We start from the raw sequence: 25,262 nt of genomic DNA on the forward strand, positions 1-25,262 counted from the left end.
CCTGGGATTGGAGTTGCTTATGCTGGGGGACGACCAATCGCGCACAGGAGCTACGCCCATGCCCGTCAACCGCCATCCTCGGCTGCTCGCCGCAGGTATTACGTACCGCGACCTCGTCATCTCTGGAATCGGGCAGCTGCCTGCGTTGGGGGAGGAACGCTACGGCACGGACTTCGTCGCCACGTGGGGTGGGATTGCCAACACGGCTCGGATTGCAGCAAGCCTGGGAGCACGGGTGCAATTGCTCACGGGTCTAGGTGACGACCTCAACTCGCAGGTGTGTCGTCGTGAATTGATCGACTGGGGCATCGATCTGGCCCCGAGCCCGATCAACCCGGGCTGGGCGCTCCCGGTGACGATGAGCCAGGCGTGTGGCACCGAGCGGGCTATGACGACCGTGGAAACGGCGCTACCAGTCCCTTTCCCCGCTCCTAGTCTTGACGGAGTCGACGCAGTAGTCACCCATGTCTCAATTCCCGCTGACGCCTGGCTGTACGAAGCCGCCGATGCCGGAATCCCGGTGATTGCAGACCATGGATTTGAGGAGGGCCAGGAATCCGGGGTGCTCGAGGCGGTGTCAGGATGTACCTGCTACACGCCTAACGCAGCTGAGGCGATGCGACTGACCGGTACCGACGACCCGGTGTGGGCGGCGCGAGCCCTCGCCGAGCACGTGCCGGTCGTCATTGTCACATGTGGCGGCGACGGGATCGTCGGTGTGGATTCCCGCACTGGTGAGGAGGTCCATGTTCCGGCAGTGGCCATTGATCCGGTCAACACCACAGGCGCCGGAGACGCCACCGTGGCTGGCCTGGCCTGGAGCTGGGAATGGCAGGTCTCGTTGGCCCGAAAGCTCGATGTTGCAGCCCTGGTGGGAGCCATCGTCACGGCGCGAGCGCACGGGACCACGGATCCGCTCACACCCGAAGACCTGCTCGCCTGGGTACCGCGAGACCCAGAGCGGTTCGAGTTCCTTGCTGAACTGTTGAGGTGAGTGGTTACGGAACCGAGCTCATCTCTGGCGGGAATCAGCCTGGACCGGCAGCTTCGCTATGACGCAAAACCCGCCCTCCTTGCGAGGCCCCGCGGACAGTCGTCCGCCCATCGACGTCACCCTCTCACGCATGCCCTGCAGCCCGTGGCCGCGTCCGTCTCCCTGGACGGCGTCCCCATACCCGTCGTCGACAATCTCCACATGGATTGCGGTAGGCGAATAGGCCAAGGTCACTGAGGCGTGAGCGCCTGGGCCAGCATGTTTGAGGACGTTGGTGAGGGCCTCCTGGACGACTCGGTAGGCAACCAGACCGAGGGCCTGGGAGACGACCGGCTCCTGTCCCGTGACGGTGAAGGTGACCTTCACCCCGGACTTCTCGACGAGTTCGGGAATCTCCGCCAGCCCGGGGGAGGGGGAGTAGTCGGCGTCGGTGTCCTGTCGCAGCACCCCGACGATGCGACGCATCTCGACGAGGGCCTCGCGACCGGTCTCGGCGATGGTGTCGAGGACCTCGGGGGCCTTCTCCGGCTTCTTCGTCGCCAAGGCCTTGCCGCCCTCCGCCTGCACGATCATGACCGACAGTGAGTGGGCGACGATGTCGTGGAGCTCGCGGGCAATCTCGCTGCGGGTGCGTTCCTCGGCGACCCTGGCCTGCTGCTCACGTTCAGCGAGGATGGCTCGGTAGCGTTGAGCTTTGGCGATACGCTGTTGGGAGTCGATGAGGGCGGACTCGCGCAGTCGTCGTCCCACCGCGTAGGGGGTCAGGACCAAGCCGGCACAGACCGCCATCGCAAGGATCAGCAGTACCCACGGCGTCCCCGAGGTGGGGTCATATCCAGCGGCGATGGTGAGCTGCCATCTCATCGGGCCGATGACTGAACCCAGCGCTCCGACCCACAACACCCAGCGAGACTCGTGGCCGTCCACCCATCTGGCCACCGAGTAGGAGGCGATGGGGACGATGAAGATGCTCAGCACCGGGAAGGGCACGAAGATGAATTGGATGGCCCCGCCGAGGGCCACCAGGGTCATCATGAGCAGGGGATGTTCACGGCGCATCGGCAGCGAGGCCACCATGATCATGGAGGAGACGAGGGCCGCGGCGTACTCGGGATGGGGTCGTTCGACCAGGCTGACGAGATAGGGGACGATCGTCACCACGGCCATCACGAGGGTGAGGGTGACGTCTCCCCACCAGGCCCGTTCGGTGTCTGCCGGACGACCGTCGTCGAGCTTGGGGTCCAGCACCTCCTCCATGCCGGGGATGGAGATCTGCGGGACGTTGTTGCGGGTCGGGTTGAACCGGTTGAGGCGGGCACGCACACCGGATCCGCGGGATCCGTTGGAACGGTTGTCCGCGGTCGAGGTCTGCGATCCGGTCTCCTCCATGACCGCCAGTCTAGGAAGACCGTCCAACCCATGGTGGATTGGTTTCTGATGTCGGGTGACGGTGTGTGGGGTGGCAACGCGCACGGTCGGTGACCGCTTCGCCACACACAACTCGCCCGCCGACTGGGTCGGTAAGCTGCCCCCTAGACTTGAGACTGACGATCACGGCGACACGGAAGGTTCCCATGAAGATTCTCATCACCGGCGGGGCCGGTTACATCGGATCGACGGTCGGTTCGGCATGCGAGGAGGCAGGCCACGAGGTCGTCGTCCTGGACGACCTGTCCGCGGGACGCCGCGAGTTCGTCCGCGACCGCACCTTCTACCAGGGCGACATCGCCGACCAGGACCTGCTCGACCGCGTCTTCACCGAGAACCAGATCGACGCCGTCGTGCACTGCGCGGCCAAGATCATCGTCCCGGAGTCGGTTGATGAGCCGCTGACCTACTACGACAACAACGTCGGCAAGACCGTCGCCCTGCTCAAGGGCATGGAGCGCAACGGCGTGCACCGCATCCTGTTCTCCTCCTCGGCCTCGATCTATGCCACTGACGAAGAATTCAAGGTGACCGAGCAGTCCGCCCTGGACCCCGGTTCCCCCTATGCGACCACCAAGTTCATGGTGGAGTTCATCCTGCGTGACGCCGCCCACGCCTCCGACCTCAAGGCCCTCAGCCTGCGCTACTTCAACCCGATCGGTTCGGACCCGAAGTTGCGCACCGGCCAGCAGATTGAGCACCCGACTCACGTGCTCGGCAAGATGATTGACGCCTGGATGGAGGACTCCACCTTCACCGTCACCGGTGTTGAGTGGCCGACCCGTGACGGTTCGGGCATCCGGGACTTCATTCACGTCTGGGACCTGGCCCGCGCCCACGTCGCCGCCTTGGAGCACCTCGATGAGGTCACCACCGAAGACCCGTACCAGGTGTTCAATATCGGTACCGGGAACGGCGTCACCGTCAAGGAGCTCGTCAAGGCCTTCGAGGAGGGCACTGGCAAGCCTCTCGACGTCGTCTACGGTCCGCCGCGCCCCGGCGATGTCGCCGGCGCCTACACGGTCTCCAGCCGAGCCAAGGACCTGCTCGGGTGGAGTGCGGAGCTGACCCCGACCGATGGTATCCGTGACGCCATCGCGTGGCTGCCCGAGCGCAAGAAGATCCTGGGTTACTGATCTCCCGAACCCTCGACCCGTCCCCGGCCTCGCACTTGTGCGGGGCCGGTGGTGTTTTCCCGGGCTGCGTGATTCCGGGGGCGATGTGACGGTGTCAGAGTGGACGGATGAAGGCCAGCACCATCGTCGTCAGCTGGTTGGTCATCCGGTCGATGTCGGCCTTTCGCCCTGACGCCATGGTCGCCAGCACCCGGGAGTCGAAGACCGCACGGGTGACCTCGATGAGGTCGTTGACGCTGATCGTCGTCGTGACGTCGTGGTCGCGCAGGGCTTGTTCCACCATCTCGCGCAGGGCGGGGGAAATGGCTGCCTCGACGTGTTGGTATGCCTCCCGCAGTCGTGGATTTCGTGTTGCCTCGAGGGTGATCTCCAGGATCGCCACAACCGTCGTCGGGTCCGAGCCGACCGCCGACGAGAAGAGGGCGATGATGTCGTGGATTCGATCCCGCAGGGCGTCCTGGCCGTCATTGGGGAAATCCAAGGAGGAGCTGAGGACAGCCAGATTCTTCTCGGCGTAACGGCTCAACACCGCCATGCACAGCTCGTCCTTGGAATCGAAGTTCGAGTAGAACGCTCCGCGGGTGAACCCGGCTTCCTCGCAGATCTCCTCGACGGTCGACCCCGGTACCCCCTTGCGGGCGAAGACGGCGACAGCGGCGTCGGCCAGTCGTGCCTGGGTGGCTGCGCGACGAGTAGAGACTGTGGTGGTGGACATGACGCTCCTGGAGACCTCGAGGGTTGAATACGACGATGTATCGGATACGATACTGCATCGAATACGATGTTGTATCGAGTGGTGCTCGGGCGAATTCATTGCGGGGTGATGATGTCCTCCTTCCTTCACGATGTCGGGGAGTGCTGCTTCCGCAGGGCCAAGACCGTCGTCGCCCTGTGGCTGGGCCTGTTGGTCCTGCTCGGGGTGGGGATGGTCGCCCTGCAGAGCGACTACGACAACTCCTTCACCATCCCGGGCGCCCCCTCCCAGGTGGCCTACGACAACCTTCAGGTGACCTTCCCGCAGGCCTCCGCGTTGAGCGCCAACGTCGTCATCACCGTGCCCGATGGCACCGACATCTCGTCGAAACCCATTCGTTCCCGGATCGAGAGAGGTGTCGAGGAGCTCAGGGACCTCAAGGACGTAACGGGGGCGACCTCGCCCTGGAACAAGCACGTCACCGGGATGATCAACAAGGATCACACCGCGGCCGTCATCCAGGTTGAACTGGGGCAGGTCAGCTCGGTGACCTTTCCCGACTCCGGACGTGATGATCTGCAACGGCTGGGGCACGAGATCCAGGCTGACCTGCCGTCGGGATCACACGTCTATGTCGGTGGCCAGGCCTTCGAGGCGATGCTGCCCTCCCTGTCGATCACCGAGGTCATCGGGGTCGGGGTGGCCCTCGTCGTCCTCGCCGTCACCCTGGGATCCTTGGTGGCAGCCGGGATGCCGATCATCACAGCCGTCCTCGGGGTGGGGATCACCTACGCGATCATGGCGATCCTCACCCGGTTCACGACGGTCAACTCCGTCACCCCGATGCTCGCCGTCATGCTGGGGTTGGCCGTCGGGATCGACTACGCCCTGTTCATCCTCTCCCGCCACCGCGATCAATTGCGTGACGGCTTCGAGGTACAGGAATCGGCTGCTCGAGCCGTCGCGACGTCGGGGTCGGCCGTTGTCTTCGCCGGGACGACGGTCGTCATCGCTCTCATCGGGTTGGCCATCGCCAAGATCCCCTTCCTCACCGTCATGGGCGTCTTCGCCGCCGTCGGCGTCGCTCTCGCCGTCGTCATCGCCCTGACGATGCTGCCGGCCTTCATGGGCTTGATGGGGGAGAGACTGCGTCCGCGGAAATCTCGTCGCGGACGGGGGTCGAAACCAGCCCAGGTGACAGCCAGAGCGAGCAGGAACGACGATGCCACAGCCGGCACGGAGACACCGTCAACCAGCACCAATGCGGTTGGTAAGGGGGAACGTTCCGGCGGCATCTTCGGGTGGTGGGTACACACCGTCACCCGCGTCCCGCTGGCGACCATCCTCGTCGTCGTGGTGGCTCTGGGGGCGCTGGCCGTTCCGATGAAGGACCTCCACCTCGGCCTGCCCACCGCCGCAGAACTGCCCGCAGACAACACGGCCCGGCAGACCTACGACGCCCTGGAGAAGAAGTTCGGGCCGGGATTCAATGGCCCGGTCATTGTCACCGCCGACATCGTCACCTCCACCGACCCGATGAAGATCGTCAACGGGCTCAAGGCCGACATCGAGAAGCTCCCCGGCGTCGACACCGTCGCTGTGGCAGTACCGAACCAGAACGCCGACACCGCCATGGTCCAGGTGCTGCCGACCACGGGTCCCACCGACGAGGCGACCAACGACCTGGTCCGCGAATTGCGAGACCACAAGGCCGAATGGCATGACGAGTACGGGGTCGACACCGCTGTCACCGGACTGACGGCCATCAAACTCGACGTCTCCGACCGTCTGGGGGCCGCCCTGCTGCCCTTCGGAGTCTTCGTCGTCGGGCTGTGTCTGGTGCTGTTGACGGTGGTGTTCCGGTCGATCGCGGTCCCCATCAAGGCGACTGTCGGCTATCTGCTCTCAGTGCTGGCTGCCTTCGGAGCTGCGCAGTTGGTCTTCAACCGAGGCATCGGCCTGTCGGTGGTCAACCTCGACCGTCCAGTCCCGATCATCTCCTTCATGCCGATCGTCGTCATGGGCATCCTCTTCGGTCTGGCCATGGATTACGAGGTTTTCCTGGTGTCGCGAATGCGTGAGGAGTATGTCCACACCGGCAACTCCAGTGGTTCCGTCATCAGGGGCTTCATCGGTTCGGGCAAGGTCGTCACGGCCGCAGCCGTCATCATGTTCTCGGTCTTCGCTTTCTTCGTCCCAGAAGGCATGAACGCCATCAAGGAGATCGCCCTGGCCCTGGCCATCGGCATTCTCGCCGACGCCTTCCTGGTGCGAATGACCCTCGTCCCGGCCGTCATGGCCCTGCTCGGTGACAAGGCCTGGTGGCTGCCCGGATGGCTGGATCGCCGCTTACCCCGCTTCGACATCGAGGGGGAGGGGATTGCCCACGAGGAGAGACTCGCCGAATGGCCTACCCCTGACCATACCGAGACTCTGCACGCCGAGGGGATCGGGGTCGATGGTCTCTTCGCTGACCTCGACCTGCACGTCGAGCCACATGAGGTGCAGGCCGTCGTGGGGTCACCGGGCTCGGTCACGGCCGTGCTGCTGGCTGCCGGGGGACGACTTGCCATCGACCACGGTCAGATGAGGTCGGGCGGCCGTCTCCTCCCCGAGCGGGCCTCCGTGGTGCGTCGGGTGGCATGGCTCATCGATGCCGCTGACAAGAACCTCACCGAGGAACTGCAGGCAGCCGCGGCAGCCCTCACCCATCCGCCGCGACGCCCACCGCGTCTGTTCCTCATCGACCACGCTGATCAGATCGTCGAGCAGTCCCACCGCGACCAGCTGGAATCCCTCATTGTCGAGGTGAACCAGGCCGGTGAGGCCGCCGTGATCCTGGGAGCCCAGCGTGCCGGCCGCATTGACTGGCTGGAGCCACAGGCCGTTCATGACCTGACCGAACACCAACCCGAGCCATCCCTCGGAGGTACCCGATGATGACCGAACGTTCCCACTCCACGATCAGGTTGCGGTGGCCGGCGGTGGTCGCCCTGATCCTCGTACCGTTGGTGGTGGTGGCCGGCCTGGTCGGCACCACCTGGCGGACCACTGACCGGCTGGGCCAGGTGAAGGCGGCGGTTGTCAACGAGGACAAGGCCGTCAAGGTCGGTGGACGGCTGGTTCCCATCGGACGCCAGCTCACCGCGGAACTGGTCGATTCTGGCTCTCACACCACTGACGGCCACACCGTCGATTGGACCTTGACTGACGCCGACGGGGCCGCCAAGGGGCTGCGAGACGGCACCTACTCGGCGGTCGTGACGATCCCAGAGTCCTTCTCGTCCGACGCCACCTCCTACTCCGCCAATGACGCGGCCAAGGCCAAGCCAGCCCTCATCGACGTCACCACCTCCCAGACCTCCCCGGTCTCCGACACCACCATCGCGGCCCTCACCGCCCAGGTGGCGCGGCGTTCCCTCAACACCACCCTGACCTCGGGGTACCTCGAGAACGTCTACATCGGCTTCAACCGCTTCGCCCAGCAGATGGGCAAGATGGCCGACGCTGCGGCCAAGCTCGATGACGGGGCGACGAAACTTGCCGACGGCACGAAGAAGTCAGCCGCCGGGGCGGGGACCCTGGCCGCTGGCATGACGAAGCTCAGCGGAGGAGCCCAGCAGCTGAAGACCAGTGGCGGCAAGCTCACCGACGGAGTCTCCCAGCTCTCGGGTGGCCTCAATATCCTGTCCGACAAGGGAAAACAGCTCAGCTATGGTGCGAACGGTCTGGCCAGCGGGGTGACGACCTACACCGATGGCACCGGCAAGGTCGTCGACGGAATCGGTCAGCTGTCCGCTGGCCTGACGACGATGGACCAGAAGGTCAGCGCGGCCACCGGCAAGATCGACACCTCCCAGCTCAACCAACTCACCGACGGGGCAAGCCAATTAGCGGACGGCATCGACCAGTTCACCGATGGCCTGGTCGGATATCGCACCGAGATTCGTCAGTACGCCTCCGGGGAGAAGACCGCCGAACTCAAGAAGGAGTCCTTGTCCAAGGGTGAGGCGGACTTCATGGCACGCTGCACCCAGAGGTACACCGCACAGGATTGTCAGAACCTGCTGCCTCTCGTCCGCGACGCCATGACCGACGGGTACGCCCTCGGGGTGAGGGCTGGATCGGCTGTGGCCGTCAAGGCGATGTCCGTCAAGGACCCCAACTCCGGCATGAGCATCGACGACGGCATCGACCAGCTGGCTGACGGCTCCTCGCAGCTGTCCCAGGGTGTCGACAAGTTCACGGTCGAGATACGTACCGGACTGCCCAAGGTGGTCGGCCAGGTCGCCCAGCTGCGAGATGGCATCCATCAGACCGCCACTGGCGCCCAGACCTTGGCCGCCAAGTCCCAGCAACTCAAGGGAAGCGGGGCCAAGCTCTCCGCGGGGGCTGTGACCTTCGCCAATGGTGTTGACGCCTACACCGGCGGGGTCTCCAAGGCGGCCGCCTCGACCTCGAAGCTCGAGCAGGGAGTCAATCAGTACGTCGGCGGTGTGAATCACCTCTCTGACGGGGTGAGGAAGGCTTCCGCGGGGGTCGACACCTTTGCGTCCGGGATGACGAAACTCAATGGTGGGGCCCAGAGACTCACCGACGGCACTGGCACGTTCTCCGGTGAGCTTGCGGCCGGGGCCAAGAAGGTGCCGACCTACTCTCAGAATGACCGCACCAAGCTGGCTGACGTCGTGTCCGCTCCCGTCAATGGGGATGGGCCTGCCATTGCGACCTCGGTGGCCGCGGTGGCGGTTCTGCTCATCCTTGGTGCCTGGATCGCTGCTCTGGCGACCTGGCTGGTGGCTCGCACAGTTCCCTCGCGGGCGCTGAGCTCCGCGCGCTCGACCCTGGGCCTGCTGGCCCGGACGATGTCGGTCGGCGCCATCGTGACCGTCGCGGTGAGTATTGGCCTGGCGGTCATCGGCGGGGTGGTGTTGGGTCTCTCGGTACCACGGTCGATCGGATTGGGAGGATTGCTGCTCCTCATCGGGGCGATGTTCGGCCTGATCAACCACGCCCTGGCCGCTTGGTTGCATGGCCTGGGGCGGCTCATCAGCGTCGTCCTGGTGACGGCGAGTGTTGCTGCCGGGCTGGCGAGCACCGTCCCCGCCCCGGTGCACGGGGTCGACGCCATCTCCCCGCTGCGACCTGCTTTGCAGGCGGAGCAGGCTGTGGTGGCCGGGAACAATCCCAGCTTCGGGTCCCTGCTGGCCGTTGTTATATGGGCGGTGGCGGCCCTCATCGCCAGTCTGCTCGCAGTGGGGCGACGGCGTCAGACCAGTGCCAGGGAACTGCTGATCGCCAGCGAAGCCTGAGCGACGGCAGCGATCTAGAGTGGCACCATGAACAAACCCCTCCTCGCGAGTCTTGCCGTCCTGGCTAGTGTCGTTGCAGTGACCAGCCGGATCCGCTCGGTGCGGAGGGGTTGGATCGACGAGGTGTGGCGATTCGGCATGGAGGGGATTGACGAGGGCCCCGACGACGAGCAGCGGAGTTGATCGTCGAGATCACCTCGTCCCTCGCCAGGTCCGGTCTTGTCGGGCCTTCTCTCACTCGGTCCGAGCCAGTCCGTCGGCAAGTACCCGGTTCAGGGTCGGACGGGTCGCCCACAGACCCAGCCGCACCATGCCTGCACCGATGAGAATGGTGCCGACCGTCACGAGGATCGTCACCGGCCTCAGGACGAGGGCCACCCCCACCATCGGGACGATCAGCAGCCCGGTGGCGACCAGGCCCGTCACCATGGCGAACCTCATTGGTGAGATGACGGTGATCCGTCGCACCTTGTCCTGAGTGGCCAGGTCCATCCCGACGATGTCCAGACCCACCTCGACCGAGCGGCGGTCGAGAATTGCAGAGGCCTGATTGACGCCCACCGAGCAGGCCACCGTGGCGAAGGCGAAGACAATGAGTAGGATGGTGCCGGTCTGCAGGTCCTGCCCGATGATCTGGGCAGCCGGGTCGGCGCTGGTACCGTTGCCCGCCGCCTGCATCATGGCGGCCCCGGTTCCTGCGAGCATTCCCACCACGCACACCGCTCCCAGGGAGGCGACCTGGGTCCAGGCAGCCCGCGGGTTCTCCAGCACCTGACGGGCAGCGACCAGGTCGGTGGCAGTCCTGGCCTTGTTGAGGCGGTGCTTGAAGTACATCGACAACAGCTTAGGGCCGATGATGTTGGCGAGTTCGACGACGGCTGCCAGCAGGATGGCGAGGAAGACGTACACACCGACGACGCCGGTCTGACGTCCGAGGACGCTGAGTACAGCCTTCGAGGAGACGAGGACGAGGACGATGGCGCCCCCGATGGCCAGCCGAACCCATGACACCGAGCGGGGCTGACTGCGCATTCGCACCCCGAGGGGAGAGACGTCGACCCGTCTCAGACCAATGGCGGAACTGATGAGGGCGAGGAGTACCAGGGCCAGGATGACCCCGGCCACCGGAGCGGGGCCGAGCAGGACCGAGCCCGCACCGATCTGGCTGCCGTTGAAGGACAGTCGTCCCAGTAGGGGCACGCAGATGAGGTAGCCGACGATGCCGAGCAGGGACCCGACGAGAGCCTGCAGGCCCGCCTCGACCAGGGTGACCACCCGCAGCAGATGGGATGACGCCCCGATGAGACGTAAGGAGGACAGCCGGTCGTCGCGACGTCGGGCGGACAACCGCGCGGCCGAGGAGGCCAGGGTCATCAGCGGCAACACCAGCAGGATGACGGCGATTGACGAGGTCAGCTTGTAGAAGGAGGCATTCTCACCGGGCAGGTGCCACATCATGACGGCACCGCCGGTGACGTCGAGGATGATCGTCGTGATGACCGCGAAGGCGACCACCGGCAGCCGCCAGGTCGAGTGATCAGCGGCCGAGGTGCGCAGGGTCATGCCGAGGATCGACGAGGTCGCCGGGCGTCCCGCTTTGGTCGTGAGCGGTTCGGGGACGGAGATCGACGGGATCTGCTGATCCGCGGTTCCCGGTTCAATGGTGGACTTCGTGGTCATGGTCACCACCTCCCGTCGGAATGACGCATCTCGTCGGAGACGATCCGGCCGTCCTGCAGGCGCAGGATGCGCTGACAGCGGCGGGCGACGCCCTCGTCATGGGTGACGACGATGAGGGTGCGTCCCCTCCCGGTCGTCGCCGAGAGCAGGATGGACATCACCTCGACAGCAGTGGCCGAGTCGAGGGCTCCGGTGGGCTCGTCGGCGAAGACGATCGCCGGGTCGATGACCTGGGATCGGGCGATGGCCACTCGCTGCGCCTGGCCGCCGGAGAGTTGACCGATGCGTCGATCCTCCATGCCTCCCAGTCCCATCGAGCTCAGCCACTGGACGGCGTACCCGACGGCCTGTGACCGAGAGGCGCCATTGAGCATGAGAGGCAGGGCGGTGTTCTCGACGGCGGTGAGCTCGGGGACGAGCATTCCCTGCTGGAAGACGAACCCGAGGGACTGGCGACGCAGCTGGGCCCGTCCCTCGCTGGAGAGACTCTCGACGTTGACGACGCGGTCGGGCAGACCCAGCTCGATGCTGCCGGAGTCGGCCGAGAGGATCCCGGACAGGCAGTGCAGCAGGGTGGTTTTTCCCGATCCGGACGGCCCCATGACGGCGACCGACTGGCCGGCCGGGATGGCGATGTCGACGTGGTCGAGGGCACGAGTCGTCCCGTAGGTCTTCGTCAGTCCCAGGGTGCGGAGGTGAGCGCCGGGGACAGGTTCGGCGACGGCGTGAGGGTTGGGTCGGGTTGGCGTCAACATGTCATCCACCGTGCTGCCCGAGCCCCTCGTCGCGCATCGTGCTGGCGGACGAATTGGAGGGTCCTCCTGTGGTGGGAGAACGGTGGTGTCACGGGCTCGGCTCCGATGATCATGGGAGCGTCGAGGAAGAAGATCAGCGCGCAGGGTTGTTCGCTGTCTCAGATCGGTGCCGTGACCAGAGTGGAATAGATCCCTATCCTCTAGTTGTTGTAAGGCACCCTGCGAGAGGCTGTAGCATGGAATTGATGTCTCCACGCGATGCTTACATTTATTATTTTAAGTACTACCTCAAGATCTCATCCGAACTACGCAACATGGTACTGGGATTCTGGGTCAGTGACCCCCCTGGATATAGTGCAAGTAGTGTACAGAATCGAGGAAAGTAACCTCCTGCGCGGTAGGGCTCGCTACGAGCCAGTAGAGGACTGGGGAGACAAGATCCCGAATCCACCAAAACTAGAGACGATGGATCCAGATTCCATCGTAAGAGTACTTGGTCATATTGACCCTGCAAACAACGAGATTCATCATATGGCAATGATGCTCGCCATAGATATTCGCGAACCTAGTGAAATACAAGTAATAAATAATGGAATCGGATGGATCGGCGAGCCGACAGATATACTGTCCTGACAGATATAAGGTTCCTTTGGGATCAAAGATACACCTCCAGGGGAAATGAAGAGACTGAAGGCAAAAATCTTCGTCGGCCTCGCCATGACCCGCCGCGCCGGAAGACCCCCATCGGCACCGATCCCGCCCGCACAGTCGCCGAACCCCTCGGATCGTCGAGGTCCCGTCGTATGGTGTGTCCATGACGACCAACGACCGCTCGCTCCCATCAGATCTGCCCTCTCAGCTGCTCATTGACGGAGAATGGGTGGACGCCGAGGCGTCCCGTACCTTCGACGTCCTCGACCCCTCCACCGAGAAGTCACTCGTCGCCATTGCCGATGCGTCCGTCGACCAGGGCACCGACGCCCTCGACGCCGCCGTCCGTGCCCAGGGGTCCTGGGCCGACACCTCCCCGCGTGAGCGCAGCGAGATCCTGCGCAAGGCCTTCGAGCTCGTCACCGAGCGCAAGGACGACTTCGCCAAGCTCATGACCCTCGAGATGGGCAAGCCGCTGGCCGAGTCCTACGGAGAGGTCACCTACGGCGGGGAGTTCCTGCGCTGGTTCTCCGAGGAGGCAGTGCGCATTCGCGGTGACTACGGCTTGCTCCCGGAGGGCAAGATCCGCCAGCTCGTCACCAAGCGACCCGTCGGCCCGTGCCTGTTCATCACCCCGTGGAACTTCCCGCTGGCCATGGCCACCCGCAAGATCGCCCCGGCTCTTGCCGCCGGTTGCACGGTGGTCATCCGCCCGGCCTCGGCCACCCCGCTGACCACCCTGCTCTTCGCCAAGACCCTCGTCGACGCCGGTCTTCCCGCCGGGGTCGTCAATGTCATCACCGGTCGTGACCACGCCGTCACGGACGCCATCCTGGAGGACCCGCGGCTGCGCAAGCTCTCCTTCACCGGATCCACCGGGGTTGGCGTCAACCTGTTGGAGAAGGCAGCCAAGCACGTGCTGCGCACCTCGATGGAGTTGGGCGGCAACGCTCCATTCATCGTCTTCGACGACGCCAACCTCGACCAGGCCATTGCCGGTGCCAGGGGAGCCAAGATGCGCAACATGGGAGAGGCCTGCATCGCTGCCAACCGGTTCATCGTCCACGAGTCGGTGGCCGAGGAGTTCACCAACCGGATGGTCGAGATGATGTCCGGCCTCACCGTCGGGGATGGCCTGGACGAGAAGTCCGAGGTCGGCCCGATGATCACCGAGAAGGATCGTGAGAAGGTCGACGGCCTGGTTCGTTCCGCGGTCGAGGCCGGTGCGACTGTTCACTGCGGCGGCGAGATCCCTGCGGGCAAGGGCTGGTTCTACCCGCCGACGGTGCTCTCCGGGGTGTCCGCCGATGCCGAGATCATGCAGACCGAGATCTTCGGACCGATCGCCCCGATCACCACCTTCAGCACCGAGGAAGAGGCCCTGGCCATCGCCAACTCCGTCCCCGTGGGACTGGCCGGTTACGTCTTCACCGGCGACACCGCCCGAATCCTGCGGATGGGTCAGAAGCTGGAGACCGGCATGATCGGTGCCAATCTCGGTGTCTTCTCCAACGCGGCTGCCCCATTTGGTGGCGTCAAGGAGTCCGGTCTGGGCCGAGAAGGTTCCTACCAGGGCATTGAGGAATTCCTGGAGACGATCTACGTCGCTCTTCCGGCGTGACTCAAAGGACATGATCTCGAGGGTGGGACGGTAGCGTCTGCCGGGTGGGCATCTCACGTCTCCGACTCATCGCCGCCGTCGTCCTGACAGGGCTGGTGTCCGGACTCATCGGTGGCCTCATCGGCGAGCTGTCCCACCTCATCGAGGCCTGTGCCTTCGGTGCTCCCTTCTCCTCCTCGACGACCGGCGTCGGCGGGGTCGTCATGTGGCGACGGTTGGTCGCCCCGATCGCAGGTGCTGTCATCGCGGGCCTGACGTGGTGGTGGTTACGTCCGCGTCCGTTGGGTTCGATCATCTCGGTACGCCAGGCTGTCGACGTCGACTCCCCGAAACGTTTGCGGCCGATCGAAACCATCGTCGACGCCCTGGCCCAGCTCGTCGTCGTCGGGTCGGGAAGCTCCCTGGGCCGAGAAGCCGCGCCTCGTCAAATGGCTGCCCTGGCCGCCCAGGGGTTGTCCGACGGCTTCCGCGTCGACGCCGCGACGAGACGAGTGCTGTTGGCCAGTGCTGCCGGGGCTGGTCTGGCGTCGGTCTACAACGTGCCGGTCGCCGGTGCTCTCTATGCCTTGGAACTGACGGTGCGTCCCAACCTGCGCACCCGGCGCGGTTGGGGACAGGTTGGGATTGCCGTCGTCATCTCGGTGCTCTCGACGGTGACGGCCTGGATCTTCAACCATGATCGGCCCATCTACCGCTCCCCGGTGGCCGAGGTCACCCCTTCCGGTCTGGGATGGATCATCCTCCTCGTCGCAGTAGCCACCCCCATCGGAGCAGGGATGGGCGTGCTCTTCGGGGAGATGAAACGTCGCGTCCCGGTGACCTCCCGACTGTGGTGGACGGTGCCGCTCGGATCGATCGGAGTGACGGCCATCGCTCTCATGGCTCCCGAGGTGGTCGGAAACGGTCAGGTCATCGTCAATCTGGTACTGGCCCACCCCGTCGCCCCGGCCACGTTGGCGATTCTGCTCGTCGGGAAGATCCTCGCCACCACGATGGCTCTGAGGTCCGGCGCTGCCGGCGGTCTGCTCACCCCATCCCTAGCATCCGGTGCTCTCATCGGCACTCTCATCGCGGCAGCGGCGGGAATTGATTCCCCCTCCCAGGTCACGATGATGGCCATCGTGGGAGCCGGTTGTGTGCTGTCCATGACCCAGCGTGCCCCCCTTTTCGCGGCCGCCTTCGCCCTGGAGCTGACCCGTGCCGGGGCATTGGGTGTTCCGGTCGTTGTCGTCGCGGTGCTGCTCGGGTGGGCTGGTTTCGTCCTCATCGGCAAACGCGGGCCGGGGTTCCACGGAGGGATCGGTCGCGCTCCGGAGAATACATCAGGTTCGCGATAGTCTGACCTGGATGTACCAGCCGCCGTGCGGCGATCCTCCCAACCAAGGAAGGGCACATGACTCAGGATCTGGCTTCAGCAATCGCATTCCAGGTGCGATCCACCTCGGGACGCACCGTCACCGCGTCGACCCCCATGGAGGTGTGGCAGGGGCTGTCAGCCTCCGTCGTGGGCCGCATTGCCGACGATTGGGAGGCCACTGACGCCGTCTACAAGGCAGGACGTCAGGAGCACTACTTCTCCGCCGAGTTCCTCATGGGACGAGCCCTGCTCAATAACCTGTCGAACCTCGGCCTGGTCGACGAGACCCGGGAGGCCCTGGCCAGCTTCGGCATCGACCTGTCCCAGGTGCTCGAGCAGGAGCCGGACGCAGCCCTCGGCAACGGTGGCCTCGGTCGTCTGGCCGCCTGCTTCCTCGACTCCTGCGCCACCCTGGAACTGCCCGTTACCGGCTACGGCATCCTCTACCGTTACGGCCTGTTCAAGCAGCTCTTCGACAACGGTTTCCAGACCGAGCACCCGGACCCGTGGATGGAGGAGGGCTACCCCTTCGTCATCCGCCGCGAGGAGCAGCAGCGCATCGTCCGCTACGCCGACATGTGGGTGCGTGCCATCCCCCACGACATGCCGATCACCGGTTACGGAACTCGCAACGTCGGAACCCTGCGGTTGTGGAAGGCCGAGCCGATGGAGCAGTTCGACTACCAGGCCTTCAACTCCCAGCGCTTCACCGACGCCATCGTCGAGCGGGAGCGCACCTCCGACATCTCGCGTGTGCTGTACCCCAACGACACCACCTTCGAGGGCAAGGTGCTGCGGGTCCGTCAGCAGTACTTCTTCTGCTCGGCCTCCTTGCAGGAGATCGTTGACAATTACGTCAAGCACCACGGCGAGGACCTCGCCGACTTCGCCAAGTACAACTCGATCCAGCTCAACGACACCCACCCGGTGCTGTCCATCCCCGAGCTCATGCGCATTCTGCTCGACGAGCACGGCATGGGTTGGGAAGAGGCCTGGGAGATCGTCACCCATACCTTCGCCTACACCAACCACACCGTGCTGGCCGAGGCCCTGGAGAAGTGGGAGATGCAGATCTTCGATCGCCTCTTCCCGCGTATCTCCGAGATCGTCCGCGAGATCGACCGCCGCTTCCGTGAGGACATGGGCAAGCGCGGCCTCGACGGCCAGACCATCGAGTACATGGCTCCCGTCTCGGGCAATCAGGTGCGAATGGCGTGGATCGCCTGTTACGCCTCCTACTCGATCAACGGCGTCGCAGCCCTGCACACCGAGATCATCAAGCGCGAGACCCTCAAGGAGTGGCACGCGATCTGGCCGGAGCGGTTCAATAACAAGACCAATGGCGTCACCCCGCGTCGCTGGCTCAACCAGTGCAACCCGCGCCTGGCAGCCCTGCTGACCGAGGTCACCGGCTCCGACGCCTGGGTCAAGGACCTTTCGCTGCTCGCCAACCACACCGATTCCGTGGACGACTCGGTCTACGACCGCATCAATGAGATCAAGCACGCCAACAAGGTCGACTTCGCGGCCTGGGTGGCCGAGCGCGAGGGAGTCGAGATCGATCCGGATGCCATCTTCGACGTTCAGATCAAGCGTCTGCACGAGTACAAGCGCCAGCTGCTCAACGCCTTCTACGTGCTGGATCTGTACTTCCGTCTCAAGGACGACCCGACCCTCGACGTCCCGAAGCGCGTCTTCGTCTTCGGCGCCAAGGCCGCTCCTGGCTACATCCGTGCCAAGGCGATCATCAAATTCATCAACGAGGTGGCTCGCCTGGTCAACAACGACGAGGACATCAACGGCCGTATCAAGGTCGTCTTCATCCACAACTACAACGTCTCCCCGGCCGAGCACATCATCCCGGCCGCCGACGTCTCCGAGCAGATCTCGATGGCCGGCAAGGAGGCCTCGGGCACCTCGAACATGAAGTTCATGATGAACGGTGCGCTCACCCTGGGCACCTTGGACGGGGCCAACGTCGAGATCCTTGACGCCGTCGGTGACGAGAACGCCTACATCTTCGGTGCCACCGAGGAGGAACTGCCCTCCCTCAAGCGCGGATACGACCCGCGCTGGCACTACGAGAACGTGCCTGGTCTCAAGCGAGTCATCGACGCGCTGACCGACGGCACCCTCGACGACAACGGGTCCGGTTGGTTCCATGACTTGCGTCAGAGCCTCATGGAGCCCGGCTGGGAGGGCCCCGACGTCTACTACGTGCTCGGCGACTTCGAGTCCTACCGCACCGTCAAGGACAAGATGGCTGCCGATCACGCTGATGCCCGCGGGTGGGCCCGCAAGGCCTGGGTGAACATCACCAAGTCCGGCCGGTTCTCCTCGGACCGCACCATTCGCGACTACGCCGAGCAGGTGTGGAAGCTGGATCCGGCTCCGATCGACTGAGCAGCGTCGGCTGACTGACGACGGCGGTAGCCGGGCTGCCCTGAGGGTGGCCCGGCGTTTGCCTGCCCAGGTGTGTTCGACGGCGTGAGCTCCAGTGCTGCGAGTCTCAGTGTCGTGAATCCGCGCAGTGAGTCTCAGCGCCACAGCGCCTTGGCGGCCAGGGCCAGCAGGACCGCCCACAGGGCCGATGTCATCGTCCCGATGATGAACTGCTCGATGGCCGCGCTAGATTCCTCGTTGGCCTCCTGAGCCTCGGTACCCGGAGTGGGTTGGGATTTCAGTTCGGCATAGCGGGCGAGGGTCTTGACGCCGAGAATGACGGCGATGCCGGCTGGATATCCGGTGAGAATGGCGGTGACGATGCCGAGTCTCTCCAGATAGCCGATCCATAGCCCGCCACGCAGCAGACCCTTGTCACCGTCGGTGTGGACCCCGGCAGCGTGGAAGACCAGGGAGACGACGTACTTCCCGGCCCACACCGCGGTGATGACGACGAGGACGGCCGCGATCCTCATGGCGATGGTCATTGCACATCCCGGGCCAGATCGACGGCGAGTTGGCGAGTCTGCACCAGGTACTCCCAGCGGGCACGGGTGAGACGTTGGCTGACGGCTGAAGTGCTGATACCCAGGGCTCGTGCGGTCTCCTCACTGGTCATGGACAGATCGTAGGACGCGACGATGTCGCGAGAGGCTGGCCGCAATCCGCGTGCCAGGTCGACGACGACGCTGGCCACCTGGGAGAACCGTCGCATGGCGTCGGTCCCGTCAGTGGCCACCTGGACACCAGCGCGACGGCGTCTGCACTCCTCGATGGCCTGACGGGCTTTGACGTATGCCGGTCCGCGCGCAGCTCTCGTGGAATCTGGCAGCGGAGTGACGACCTCGTCATGGGCGAGGCCGATTCGCCACGGCCCGCAACCGGCTGTCCACAGCGCATGGATGAGGGTGGCAGGGTCGGTCGAGAGGGCCTGGACCTCGTCCCCGGAGGTGCGTTCTGGTGGAAGGGTCCAGTGTGGCGTGCCGACGTGGTAATCCGTCGAGCTGACGAGGAGTCCCGGGGAGGTGAGGGAGTCCAGGAGAGTGGGGACCTCGTCGTCATGACTGCGGCTTTCGAGCTGATCGGCCAGGATCACCCAGGCGAGCATGATCACATCCCCTCATACGGGCTTGAGGTCATTACCTTAATCGTAACAGTGTTAAGGTAAAAAGCTGAAGTGGTTGATCGTGGGACGAGGTGGACCCTTACTTCCGACGAGTCTGTTGGTGACGTCATCCGTGGGAGGATGGAGCACACCCGACACAGATCAGGAGTCGTCATGTCCAAGAAGAAGAAGGTCGGCATCCTCACCGCTGGTGGTGACTGCCCAGGTCTCAATGCCGCGATCCGTGGATTTGGCAAGGCAGCCATTCGGCAGCACGACATGGAGCTGATCGGTATTCAGGACGGCTTCCTCGGGCTGGCCGAGAATCGGACGATCACCCTGGATCCGCGCGCCCTCTCCGGCATCCTGACGGTCGGCGGAACCATTCTCGGAACCAGCCGTGACAAGGTCAATCGCATGATCATTGATGGTGAGGAAAAGGACATGGTCCCCACCATCGTCGACAACTACGAGAAGTTGGGACTGGATGCCCTGGTCACCCTGGGTGGCGGTGGTACTTCCAAGAATGCCTACAAGCTCGCCAAGGCCGGACTCAACGTCCTACATCTGCCCAAGACCATTGACAACGACATCGTCGGGACCGATGACTCCTTCGGATTCTCGACGGCGCTCGAGATCGCCACGGAGGCCATCGATCGGCTGCACTCCACCGCCCACTCCCACCACCGCATCATCCTGGCCGAGATCATGGGCCACCGTGCTGGCTGGCTCGCCCTGGGGTCTGGCATCGCCGGCGGCGCCGACGTCATTCTGCTGCCCGAGGTGCCCTACAAGGTTGACTCCATCGTCGAGGCGGTGGAGAGGCGCCGGAAGCAGGGCCTCAACTTCTCCGTGATCGCGGTGGCCGAGGGAGCCCGCGACGAGGCCGACTCCGCTGCGATGGCTGGGGCCCAGGCCCTCGTCGATGCCTCGAAGACCCCAGAGACGAAGGCCGCTGCCAAGAAGGCCAAGAAGGACCTCGAGCACTCGATGCGCGACAACACCCTCAAGCTGGCGACCCAGCTCGAGGAGGCCACCGGGCTGGAATCGCGAGTCTCCATCCTCGGCTACGTGCAGCGCGGCGGCATCCCGTGTGCCCATGACCGGCTGCTCGCCACTCGCCTGGGAACCATGGGAGCCAAGCTCGTTGATGACGGTGAGTTCGGCGTCATGGTGGCTGCCAAGGGCGGGGACACGATGACCGTTCCGCTCAAGGAGGTCGCCGGCAAGGTCAAGTACGTGCCCTCCGACCATCCGTGGGTCGAGGCAGCTCGCGAGGTCGGAACGGGCCTCGGCGACTGAGTTGTGATGCCCCTGGCCTCGGCCAGGGGCATTCGTCTGCCTGCCGTCCTTCAGGCTGCGGTGTGGATCACGCACTTTCCCCCTGGGTTGGCGTCAATGGTTGCCGTCTTCCCCGTCACACCCTCGACGACCCCGCAGTGCAGGGCACAGACCACCTGCGGGTGACCGAGGGCCAGGTCGAGGAAAGGACAGTGTCGAAGCACGATTCCCTCATCCTCGGGGGCGGGGGAGAAGCCCATCTCGTCGAGGACGGCGACGAGGTTGCCGGGGCGATGATGTCCCCAGCGCTGACCGATACGCGTGGCGGTCCCTGCCGGATCGTCGCTGGTGGCAATCTCCTCGACGAGCATCTGGGCCAGCAGTCGGTAGGCACGCGGTCCCTCGTCGTTGACGAGGGTGAAGACGGTGTGGGGTCGGCCCCGAGTGGTCCGGTGTTGGCGGGTGGTCTCCACTCGTCCCTGCTCGACGAGACGATCGAGGTGGAATCGCGCCGTCGAGGGGTGAATCCCCAGGTCAGCTGCCACGTCGGCGCTGGTGGCAGAACCGCCACGCTTCTGCAGGGCATCGGCGACCTCGTCGATCCGCTTCTCGGATCCCGGGTCTACCAGGCTGGTGTCACTCATCCCGTCACGTTTTCTCATGCCGTCACCTGAATGATGCCCCGGGCTCCGCGCTCCATTTCCACGAAGGAGTGGTTGACGAAGGTGTAATGGCCCGGTTCCTCGAAGACCATCTCGACGAAACCACCCTGGGCGCTGGACAGGTCGAGGGCCTGACAGCCGCCGCCCTCCGGATTGCCACGCTTGAGGGTGTAGGCGCCCTCCTTGAACACGGTGTCGAACTGGGTGCCGACGACGTGGAAGGAGCAGCCGCGACTCGGGCCGGCTGCCAGCACCCAGATGCGTACCCGCTCACCGACCTTGGCCTTCAGCGGCTCGAAGACGTACTGGTTGGCGTGACCGTTGAATATCGTCAGGTCCGGGGTCTCGTTGGCGATCTTGGCCATGTTGACCTCGGCCCCGTTGTGCTCGCTGAGGTAGGTCTCCGACTGCACCAAGTAGTACTCGCGATCGGCGCGCGGCAGGTCATGCGGGGGGACGATGACGGCACCGAACATGCCGGCCGCGATGTGGGCCGACATCGGCATGGTGGAGCAATGGTAGAGCCAGATCCCGGCGCGACGCAGGGTGAAGTTGTAGTCCAGTTCCTGGCCCGGCGCGATGGTGCGCATCACCTCGTCGGGGGAGACGGTACCGGCGTGGAAGTCCAGGGAGTGACCCATCGTCCCCCTGTTGACCAGGTGTACCCGCATCTCGTCGCCGATTCGGGCGTGGATGACCGGTGCCATGTAGCGACCGTTGTAGGTCATGGCGTCGATGGTCGTCCCCGGGGCGATCTCCTGCACGGATTCCTTCGCGGTCAAGGTCATCGTGTGGACGCGTCCGGCCAGCAGTGGGGGGACGACGGCGTCACGGGTCGTGAATCCCCTGCCAGGAGCCTTGGTGAGGTCGATCTTGCGGCGAGGATCGGCCGAACCCATGTGGTCGTCGTGCTCGGCACCTCCTGGCATGCCATTGACCTGGACCTTGAGCACCATGCCCATCGACTTGTGGCCGACGATGGTGCACCAGCCCTCGGTCGGGCCGGTGATGACTCCCGCCTTGACAGTGGCATGGGCCCCCGGGTCGAGGCGTGGTGAATGAGCGCCATTGGCGAACTGTAGGTCGTGGACCTGATTGGGATCCTTGTTGGTGATCTCGACGACGAGCTCGTCACCGGCCGGCACGCTGATCGTGCTGGGGTGGTACCTCATCCCCTCGGTCGTGACGTTGGCCGTCGTGGTGTGTCCGGTGGGGGAGACCTTCCCGACCACCGCAGCGGGGCCGTCGGTGCCCTCGGTGGGCGCGTTCTGGTCCAGTCGGTGACCAACGGCGGCTGCCGTCAGGGCGGTGGCAGCACCGGCAAAGGCCCCGACGAAGGAGCGACGATCAGTCGGAGCGGTGGGAGCCGGGTCGACGGTCTTGGGCGTGATGCCGGTGACGGCGGAACGGTTCGGGGCGTCGGATTCGGTGGATGTGGTGGCTGTGGGCTTGGCGGCAGGTGAGTCGGCTGCCCTCTCGGGGGAGGCCCCAGGGGTTCCTCCCTTCTCGGCAGGGGTAGCCGTCCGAGCCGCCATCTGGCGTCCCTTCTCCTTGAGCAGGGGGACGCCGGTGCGCACCATCGCTGCGGTGGCAGGCAGGAAGGTGGCCAGTCCGACGACGGCCATCACCATGCCGAGGCGACGAGTCCAGGTACCCATGGCGAGCACCCACAGCAACAGCCCGGCATTGGTGATGGTGGCTCGCAGCGCTCCGAAGGCGTGCATTTTGGCATTGGTCGCCCGGACGATCCTCGGCCCGCCACCCATGACCATCGGCATGAGGTAGCTCATGGCGCCGATGAGGAGCTGGAGCAGGAAACCGACGATGACGGGCACCGAGAGGGTGAAGATGTCGTCAGCCAGCAGCTCGGTGCCCTTGGAAGCGAGTTTCCAGGCCAGCCAGACGAGCCACACCAGCATCCAGCAGATGGCCGCCCCCATGGTGAATCCGGGGAAGTCACGCGGCGGCTTGTGGACGGCACAGGCCACGAGGTCTCCGAGTACGATGCAGACGCCGATGATGTGGGCAGTGATGCCGACGGCAGCGAGCCACCACAGCCCGCACAGGGCGCTGACGGTGGTGACGGCGACCGCGGCCATCATGACGTACAGGGAGTACCTGCCGTGGCGATCTTGGGCGGGTTGCATCTTGGTGCGCAGCACAGTTGGCCACAAGGTGATGAGGGTGCCGACGACGGTCAGACCGACGAATCCGAGCAGGTTGAGGGCCTGGTGAGCGACAAGCAGACGGGTTCGCCACGGCTCGACGGGGGAGAAGGCCATGATCGCGCCGAGAGTCGCTCCCAGGGGCAACAGGCAGGCGGCCGCGCAGTAAAACCTCACCGTGGAGTCGAAACGACCGGGGAGGGCGTGGCGAACCTGATGGCCCAAGTCAAAGGCGTACCAGGTGAGCATCGAGCCGACGATCACTGCTCCTACGACCGTCACCCACGGCCAGTCCGCCACCATGCCGACACAGGTGACGATGATGCCGGCCGTCAGCAGACGGATGCGCAAGACCTGACGACTGCGATCAGCCTCGGTGAGGTTGTTGTGCAGGATCGCCTCGGTGAAGTACTGGCCCCACACCATGATCGAGGTCGTCGCGACGCCCAGGGTGACCATGTGGACCAACAGCCAGCGCGACTGCGGGATCCACCGGCTCACGATCGCCACGATGAGCAGGGCCGCCAGCCACCCGGAGACCGGACGGGACGCCTTGCGGTGCCAACTGCGCTTGTTCGTGTCCGGTTTGCGGCCGGCCGACGCGGACGTGATCTCAGCCATGGTCCCTCCTGAGGGGGAGTGTCGTGTGTGGGGTTGCAGGCTTCGGACGGGTGTCGGGCCGACTTCGCGAACGAACATGGGTAGCCACGACGGCCACCAAGGTCAGCAGGCTCAGGACGTTGACGACACCGCCAGCCTGCACGGCGGTGGGACGATCCAAGGCGTCACCGATGCCGATGCGCACCAGCAGGGAGGCCTCCAGCAGGAAGGCCGGCAGCCAGAACCACGTCGTCCAGTTCAGTCTGACGCGCAGTACCGCGGGGAGGATGATCGGGGCGTGGCCGAGGATCATCCCCATCGTGAATCCTAGGAAGACTGAGTGGACGACGGCGTCATAGGCCCGTCCGGTGGTGAGGAGGCCATTGACCGTCCAGATGAGACCAGCCAGACCGAGCCACAGGTAACCGATCATGAGCAACAGGCCGATGTAGGCCGCCTGCCCACCACGCTTCAGCCCGCCGCCGGCGACGTCGTTACGGCACAGCCACACCGCCAGAGCAATGAGGACGAGTCCGAGCAGTCGGTATCCGATCTGGGGGCTGGCGACCGAGACGAAGAGAGCGGCCACGACGGTCAGACACAGAGCGGGGAGGGCGCGATTGCGAGTCATCGTCAGACGGGAGAGTTCCAGCCTCTCGCCGCAGATCGTCAGGATGAGGTAGCAGGCAAGCCATCCGATGACGTCAGGGACGTCGGCCCCTGAGGTGAGCAGGGCGGCTGCACCGGCGGCGCAGAAGGCGCCGGCAATCTGGATGACGGTGGCGTCGTCGTGGCTGCGTTTCCACAGCGGGACATATATGCCCAGCAGGCCGAACTGCGCCAGGGTGAGCAGGGCCAGGCCGAACCGGGGAGGTATGAGGGGCACGAGGAGGGCGACCACGCCGAGTCCCGAGACCAACGGGACGAGGTAGCCAGGTTTCTTCCCCAGGGCGACGGCCCGTTCCAGGCAGATGACGGTGCCGACGAAGCCGAGCACCATGAGGGGTCCGTGCCAGTCCGACAGCCGTGACGACATCACCGGGGACCAGACGCCAAGAAGTAACAAGGCGCCGTCAAGGCCCGCCAACAGGGAGATTCCGGCCCCGACCATGAGCCAGGCTCGGCGCGATCCGACGGAGGAAGTGGGCACTGGGGAGTCCTCTTTTCGATGATCGACTCCTCAAAATACTACGTGCGCCGAGGTTTTTTCTACTTGTCCTACCGGGGATGGCAGGAGCAAGCGGGGCTCTCGGGATCATGGTTCAGGGTGTGCAGACATGGTGATCTTGCGCTCGTCGGGAGTCAGGTCGTCCAGCATGCGGAGGGGTGTTAGCATGCTACATATTTGGTGTCCATAGAGAGGTGGACATATCACTACT

General features: G+C 64.8%; 19 protein-coding genes. 10 read left to right on the forward strand and 9 right to left on the reverse strand.

All coding sequences use genetic code 11. From position 1 onward, the window contains the following. The first annotated feature begins 19 nt into the window (after positions 1 to 19). Positions 20 to 994, forward strand: coding sequence for a carbohydrate kinase family protein (locus tag ACP8LP_RS00335; protein ID WP_187117011.1), 975 nt, complete (start codon positions 20 to 22; stop codon positions 992 to 994). Between the two features lie 18 nt (positions 995 to 1,012). Here the strand turns inward: ACP8LP_RS00335 and ACP8LP_RS00340 are convergent, their stop codons facing one another. Further along, on the reverse strand, positions 1,013 to 2,383 hold the full coding sequence (locus ACP8LP_RS00340) for a sensor histidine kinase (protein ID WP_016666658.1): 1,371 nt from the start codon (positions 2,381 to 2,383) through the stop codon (positions 1,013 to 1,015). Positions 2,384 to 2,568: 185 nt separating this feature from the next. Here ACP8LP_RS00340 and galE point away from each other — a divergent pair, with 185 nt between their 5' ends. After that, complete coding sequence (gene galE / locus ACP8LP_RS00345; RefSeq protein ID WP_016666659.1) at positions 2,569 to 3,558, forward strand: UDP-glucose 4-epimerase GalE; 990 nt, start codon at positions 2,569 to 2,571, stop codon at positions 3,556 to 3,558. Between the two features lie 94 nt (positions 3,559 to 3,652). On the opposite strand, the gene ACP8LP_RS00350 is transcribed toward galE, so the two are convergent. Then, positions 3,653 to 4,273, reverse strand: a complete 621-nt coding sequence (locus ACP8LP_RS00350; protein WP_016666660.1) for a TetR/AcrR family transcriptional regulator — start codon at positions 4,271 to 4,273, stop codon at positions 3,653 to 3,655. Positions 4,274 to 4,381: 108 nt separating this feature from the next. On the opposite strand from ACP8LP_RS00350, the gene ACP8LP_RS00355 reads away from it, so the two are divergent. Genes ACP8LP_RS00355 through ACP8LP_RS00365 form a run of 3 tightly spaced genes read left to right on the forward strand, consistent with a single transcriptional unit; the run spans position 4,382 to position 9,747 of the window. After that, positions 4,382 to 7,192 (forward strand): MMPL family transporter, encoded by a 2,811-nt coding sequence (locus tag ACP8LP_RS00355; RefSeq protein WP_036975636.1) that lies wholly within the window; start codon positions 4,382 to 4,384, stop codon positions 7,190 to 7,192. Next, positions 7,189 to 9,564, forward strand: a complete 2,376-nt coding sequence (locus ACP8LP_RS00360; protein ID WP_484483191.1) for a YhgE/Pip domain-containing protein — start codon at positions 7,189 to 7,191, stop codon at positions 9,562 to 9,564. Before ACP8LP_RS00355 ends, ACP8LP_RS00360 begins: the two co-directional genes overlap by 4 nt. 27 nt (positions 9,565 to 9,591) lie before the next feature. Continuing rightward, positions 9,592 to 9,747 carry a hypothetical protein gene (locus ACP8LP_RS00365; protein WP_016666663.1) on the forward strand — a complete coding sequence of 52 codons (156 nt, stop codon included), beginning with the start codon at positions 9,592 to 9,594 and terminating at the stop codon, positions 9,745 to 9,747. A 51-nt stretch (positions 9,748 to 9,798) separates the two neighbouring features. On the opposite strand, the gene ACP8LP_RS00370 is transcribed toward ACP8LP_RS00365, so the two are convergent. Next, on the reverse strand, positions 9,799 to 11,244 hold the full coding sequence (locus tag ACP8LP_RS00370) for an FtsX-like permease family protein (RefSeq protein ID WP_252908515.1): 1,446 nt from the start codon (positions 11,242 to 11,244) through the stop codon (positions 9,799 to 9,801). Between the two features lie 2 nt (positions 11,245 to 11,246). Continuing rightward, positions 11,247 to 11,999, reverse strand: a complete 753-nt coding sequence (locus ACP8LP_RS00375; RefSeq protein WP_063279654.1) for an ABC transporter ATP-binding protein — start codon at positions 11,997 to 11,999, stop codon at positions 11,247 to 11,249. A gap of 336 nt (positions 12,000 to 12,335) precedes the next feature. Between ACP8LP_RS00375 and ACP8LP_RS00380 the strand changes: the two genes are divergently transcribed. The 4 genes from ACP8LP_RS00380 to ACP8LP_RS00395 all read left to right on the forward strand — a co-directional run bounded on the left by ACP8LP_RS00380 (position 12,336) and on the right by ACP8LP_RS00395 (position 18,031). Beyond that, on the forward strand, positions 12,336 to 12,632 hold the full coding sequence (locus ACP8LP_RS00380; protein ID WP_252908516.1) for a hypothetical protein: 297 nt from the start codon (positions 12,336 to 12,338) through the stop codon (positions 12,630 to 12,632). A 181-nt stretch (positions 12,633 to 12,813) separates the two neighbouring features. Further along, positions 12,814 to 14,271 carry an NAD-dependent succinate-semialdehyde dehydrogenase gene (locus ACP8LP_RS00385; protein ID WP_279187183.1) on the forward strand — a complete coding sequence of 486 codons (1,458 nt, stop codon included), beginning with the start codon at positions 12,814 to 12,816 and terminating at the stop codon, positions 14,269 to 14,271. Positions 14,272 to 14,315: 44 nt separating this feature from the next. Beyond that, positions 14,316 to 15,608: a chloride channel protein gene (locus ACP8LP_RS00390; RefSeq protein WP_279187182.1), complete on the forward strand. Its 1,293-nt coding sequence runs from the start codon at positions 14,316 to 14,318 to the stop codon at positions 15,606 to 15,608. 56 nt (positions 15,609 to 15,664) lie between these two features. Beyond that, complete coding sequence (locus ACP8LP_RS00395; protein WP_252908517.1) at positions 15,665 to 18,031, forward strand: glycogen/starch/alpha-glucan phosphorylase; 2,367 nt, start codon at positions 15,665 to 15,667, stop codon at positions 18,029 to 18,031. A gap of 134 nt (positions 18,032 to 18,165) precedes the next feature. On the opposite strand, the gene ACP8LP_RS00400 is transcribed toward ACP8LP_RS00395, so the two are convergent. Together ACP8LP_RS00400 and ACP8LP_RS00405 are read right to left on the reverse strand one after the other, a co-directional pair. Next, positions 18,166 to 18,558 (reverse strand): hypothetical protein, encoded by a 393-nt coding sequence (locus ACP8LP_RS00400; RefSeq protein ID WP_063279650.1) that lies wholly within the window; start codon positions 18,556 to 18,558, stop codon positions 18,166 to 18,168. Then, positions 18,555 to 19,178, reverse strand: a complete 624-nt coding sequence (locus tag ACP8LP_RS00405; RefSeq protein WP_252908518.1) for a sigma factor-like helix-turn-helix DNA-binding protein — start codon at positions 19,176 to 19,178, stop codon at positions 18,555 to 18,557. Before ACP8LP_RS00405 ends, ACP8LP_RS00400 begins: the two co-directional genes overlap by 4 nt. Before the next feature lie 138 nt (positions 19,179 to 19,316). Between ACP8LP_RS00405 and ACP8LP_RS00410 the strand changes: the two genes are divergently transcribed. Continuing rightward, entirely contained in the window at positions 19,317 to 20,477 is a 1,161-nt protein-coding gene (locus ACP8LP_RS00410; protein ID WP_252908521.1) for a 6-phosphofructokinase, read from the forward strand. A 50-nt stretch (positions 20,478 to 20,527) separates the two neighbouring features. Here ACP8LP_RS00410 and ACP8LP_RS00415 read toward each other — a convergent pair whose 3' ends face one another. From ACP8LP_RS00415 to ACP8LP_RS00425, 3 genes are read right to left on the reverse strand one after another with little or no spacing between them, the layout of a single operon-like run. After that, positions 20,528 to 21,118 (reverse strand): helix-turn-helix transcriptional regulator, encoded by a 591-nt coding sequence (locus ACP8LP_RS00415; protein WP_484483192.1) that lies wholly within the window; start codon positions 21,116 to 21,118, stop codon positions 20,528 to 20,530. Next, positions 21,115 to 23,904, reverse strand: a complete 2,790-nt coding sequence (locus ACP8LP_RS00420; protein WP_484483193.1) for a multicopper oxidase domain-containing protein — start codon at positions 23,902 to 23,904, stop codon at positions 21,115 to 21,117. Before ACP8LP_RS00420 ends, ACP8LP_RS00415 begins: the two co-directional genes overlap by 4 nt. Next, the gene (locus ACP8LP_RS00425; protein ID WP_004810213.1) at positions 23,897 to 25,033 is read right to left on the reverse strand and encodes a DUF8744 domain-containing protein; all 1,137 of its coding nucleotides are present in this window, start codon (positions 25,031 to 25,033) and stop codon (positions 23,897 to 23,899) included. Before ACP8LP_RS00425 ends, ACP8LP_RS00420 begins: the two co-directional genes overlap by 8 nt. Between the last annotated feature and the right edge of the window lie 229 nt (positions 25,034 to 25,262).

It is taken from the genome of Cutibacterium sp. LaCa_89 (assembly GCF_058177555.1).

Coding starts and splice junctions, on each gene's coding strand:
- ACP8LP_RS00405 (WP_252908518.1), bottom strand. CDS start 19,178: ATGCTCGCCTGGGTGATCCTGGCCGATCAGCTCGAAAGCCGCAGTCAT.
- ACP8LP_RS00385 (WP_279187183.1), top strand. CDS start 12,814: ATGACGACCAACGACCGCTCGCTCCCATCAGATCTGCCCTCTCAGCTG.
- ACP8LP_RS00370 (WP_252908515.1), bottom strand. CDS start 11,244: ATGACCACGAAGTCCACCATTGAACCGGGAACCGCGGATCAGCAGATC.
- ACP8LP_RS00420 (WP_484483193.1), bottom strand. CDS start 23,904: ATGGCTGAGATCACGTCCGCGTCGGCCGGCCGCAAACCGGACACGAAC.
- ACP8LP_RS00340 (WP_016666658.1), bottom strand. CDS start 2,383: ATGGAGGAGACCGGATCGCAGACCTCGACCGCGGACAACCGTTCCAAC.
- ACP8LP_RS00360 (WP_484483191.1), top strand. CDS start 7,189: ATGATGACCGAACGTTCCCACTCCACGATCAGGTTGCGGTGGCCGGCG.
- ACP8LP_RS00350 (WP_016666660.1), bottom strand. CDS start 4,273: ATGTCCACCACCACAGTCTCTACTCGTCGCGCAGCCACCCAGGCACGA.
- ACP8LP_RS00335 (WP_187117011.1), top strand. CDS start 20: ATGCTGGGGGACGACCAATCGCGCACAGGAGCTACGCCCATGCCCGTC.
- ACP8LP_RS00355 (WP_036975636.1), top strand. CDS start 4,382: ATGATGTCCTCCTTCCTTCACGATGTCGGGGAGTGCTGCTTCCGCAGG.
- ACP8LP_RS00375 (WP_063279654.1), bottom strand. CDS start 11,999: ATGTTGACGCCAACCCGACCCAACCCTCACGCCGTCGCCGAACCTGTC.
- ACP8LP_RS00415 (WP_484483192.1), bottom strand. CDS start 21,118: ATGAGAAAACGTGACGGGATGAGTGACACCAGCCTGGTAGACCCGGGA.
- ACP8LP_RS00410 (WP_252908521.1), top strand. CDS start 19,317: ATGGAGCACACCCGACACAGATCAGGAGTCGTCATGTCCAAGAAGAAG.
- galE (WP_016666659.1), top strand. CDS start 2,569: ATGAAGATTCTCATCACCGGCGGGGCCGGTTACATCGGATCGACGGTC.
- ACP8LP_RS00395 (WP_252908517.1), top strand. CDS start 15,665: ATGACTCAGGATCTGGCTTCAGCAATCGCATTCCAGGTGCGATCCACC.
- ACP8LP_RS00365 (WP_016666663.1), top strand. CDS start 9,592: ATGAACAAACCCCTCCTCGCGAGTCTTGCCGTCCTGGCTAGTGTCGTT.
- ACP8LP_RS00400 (WP_063279650.1), bottom strand. CDS start 18,558: ATGACCATCGCCATGAGGATCGCGGCCGTCCTCGTCGTCATCACCGCG.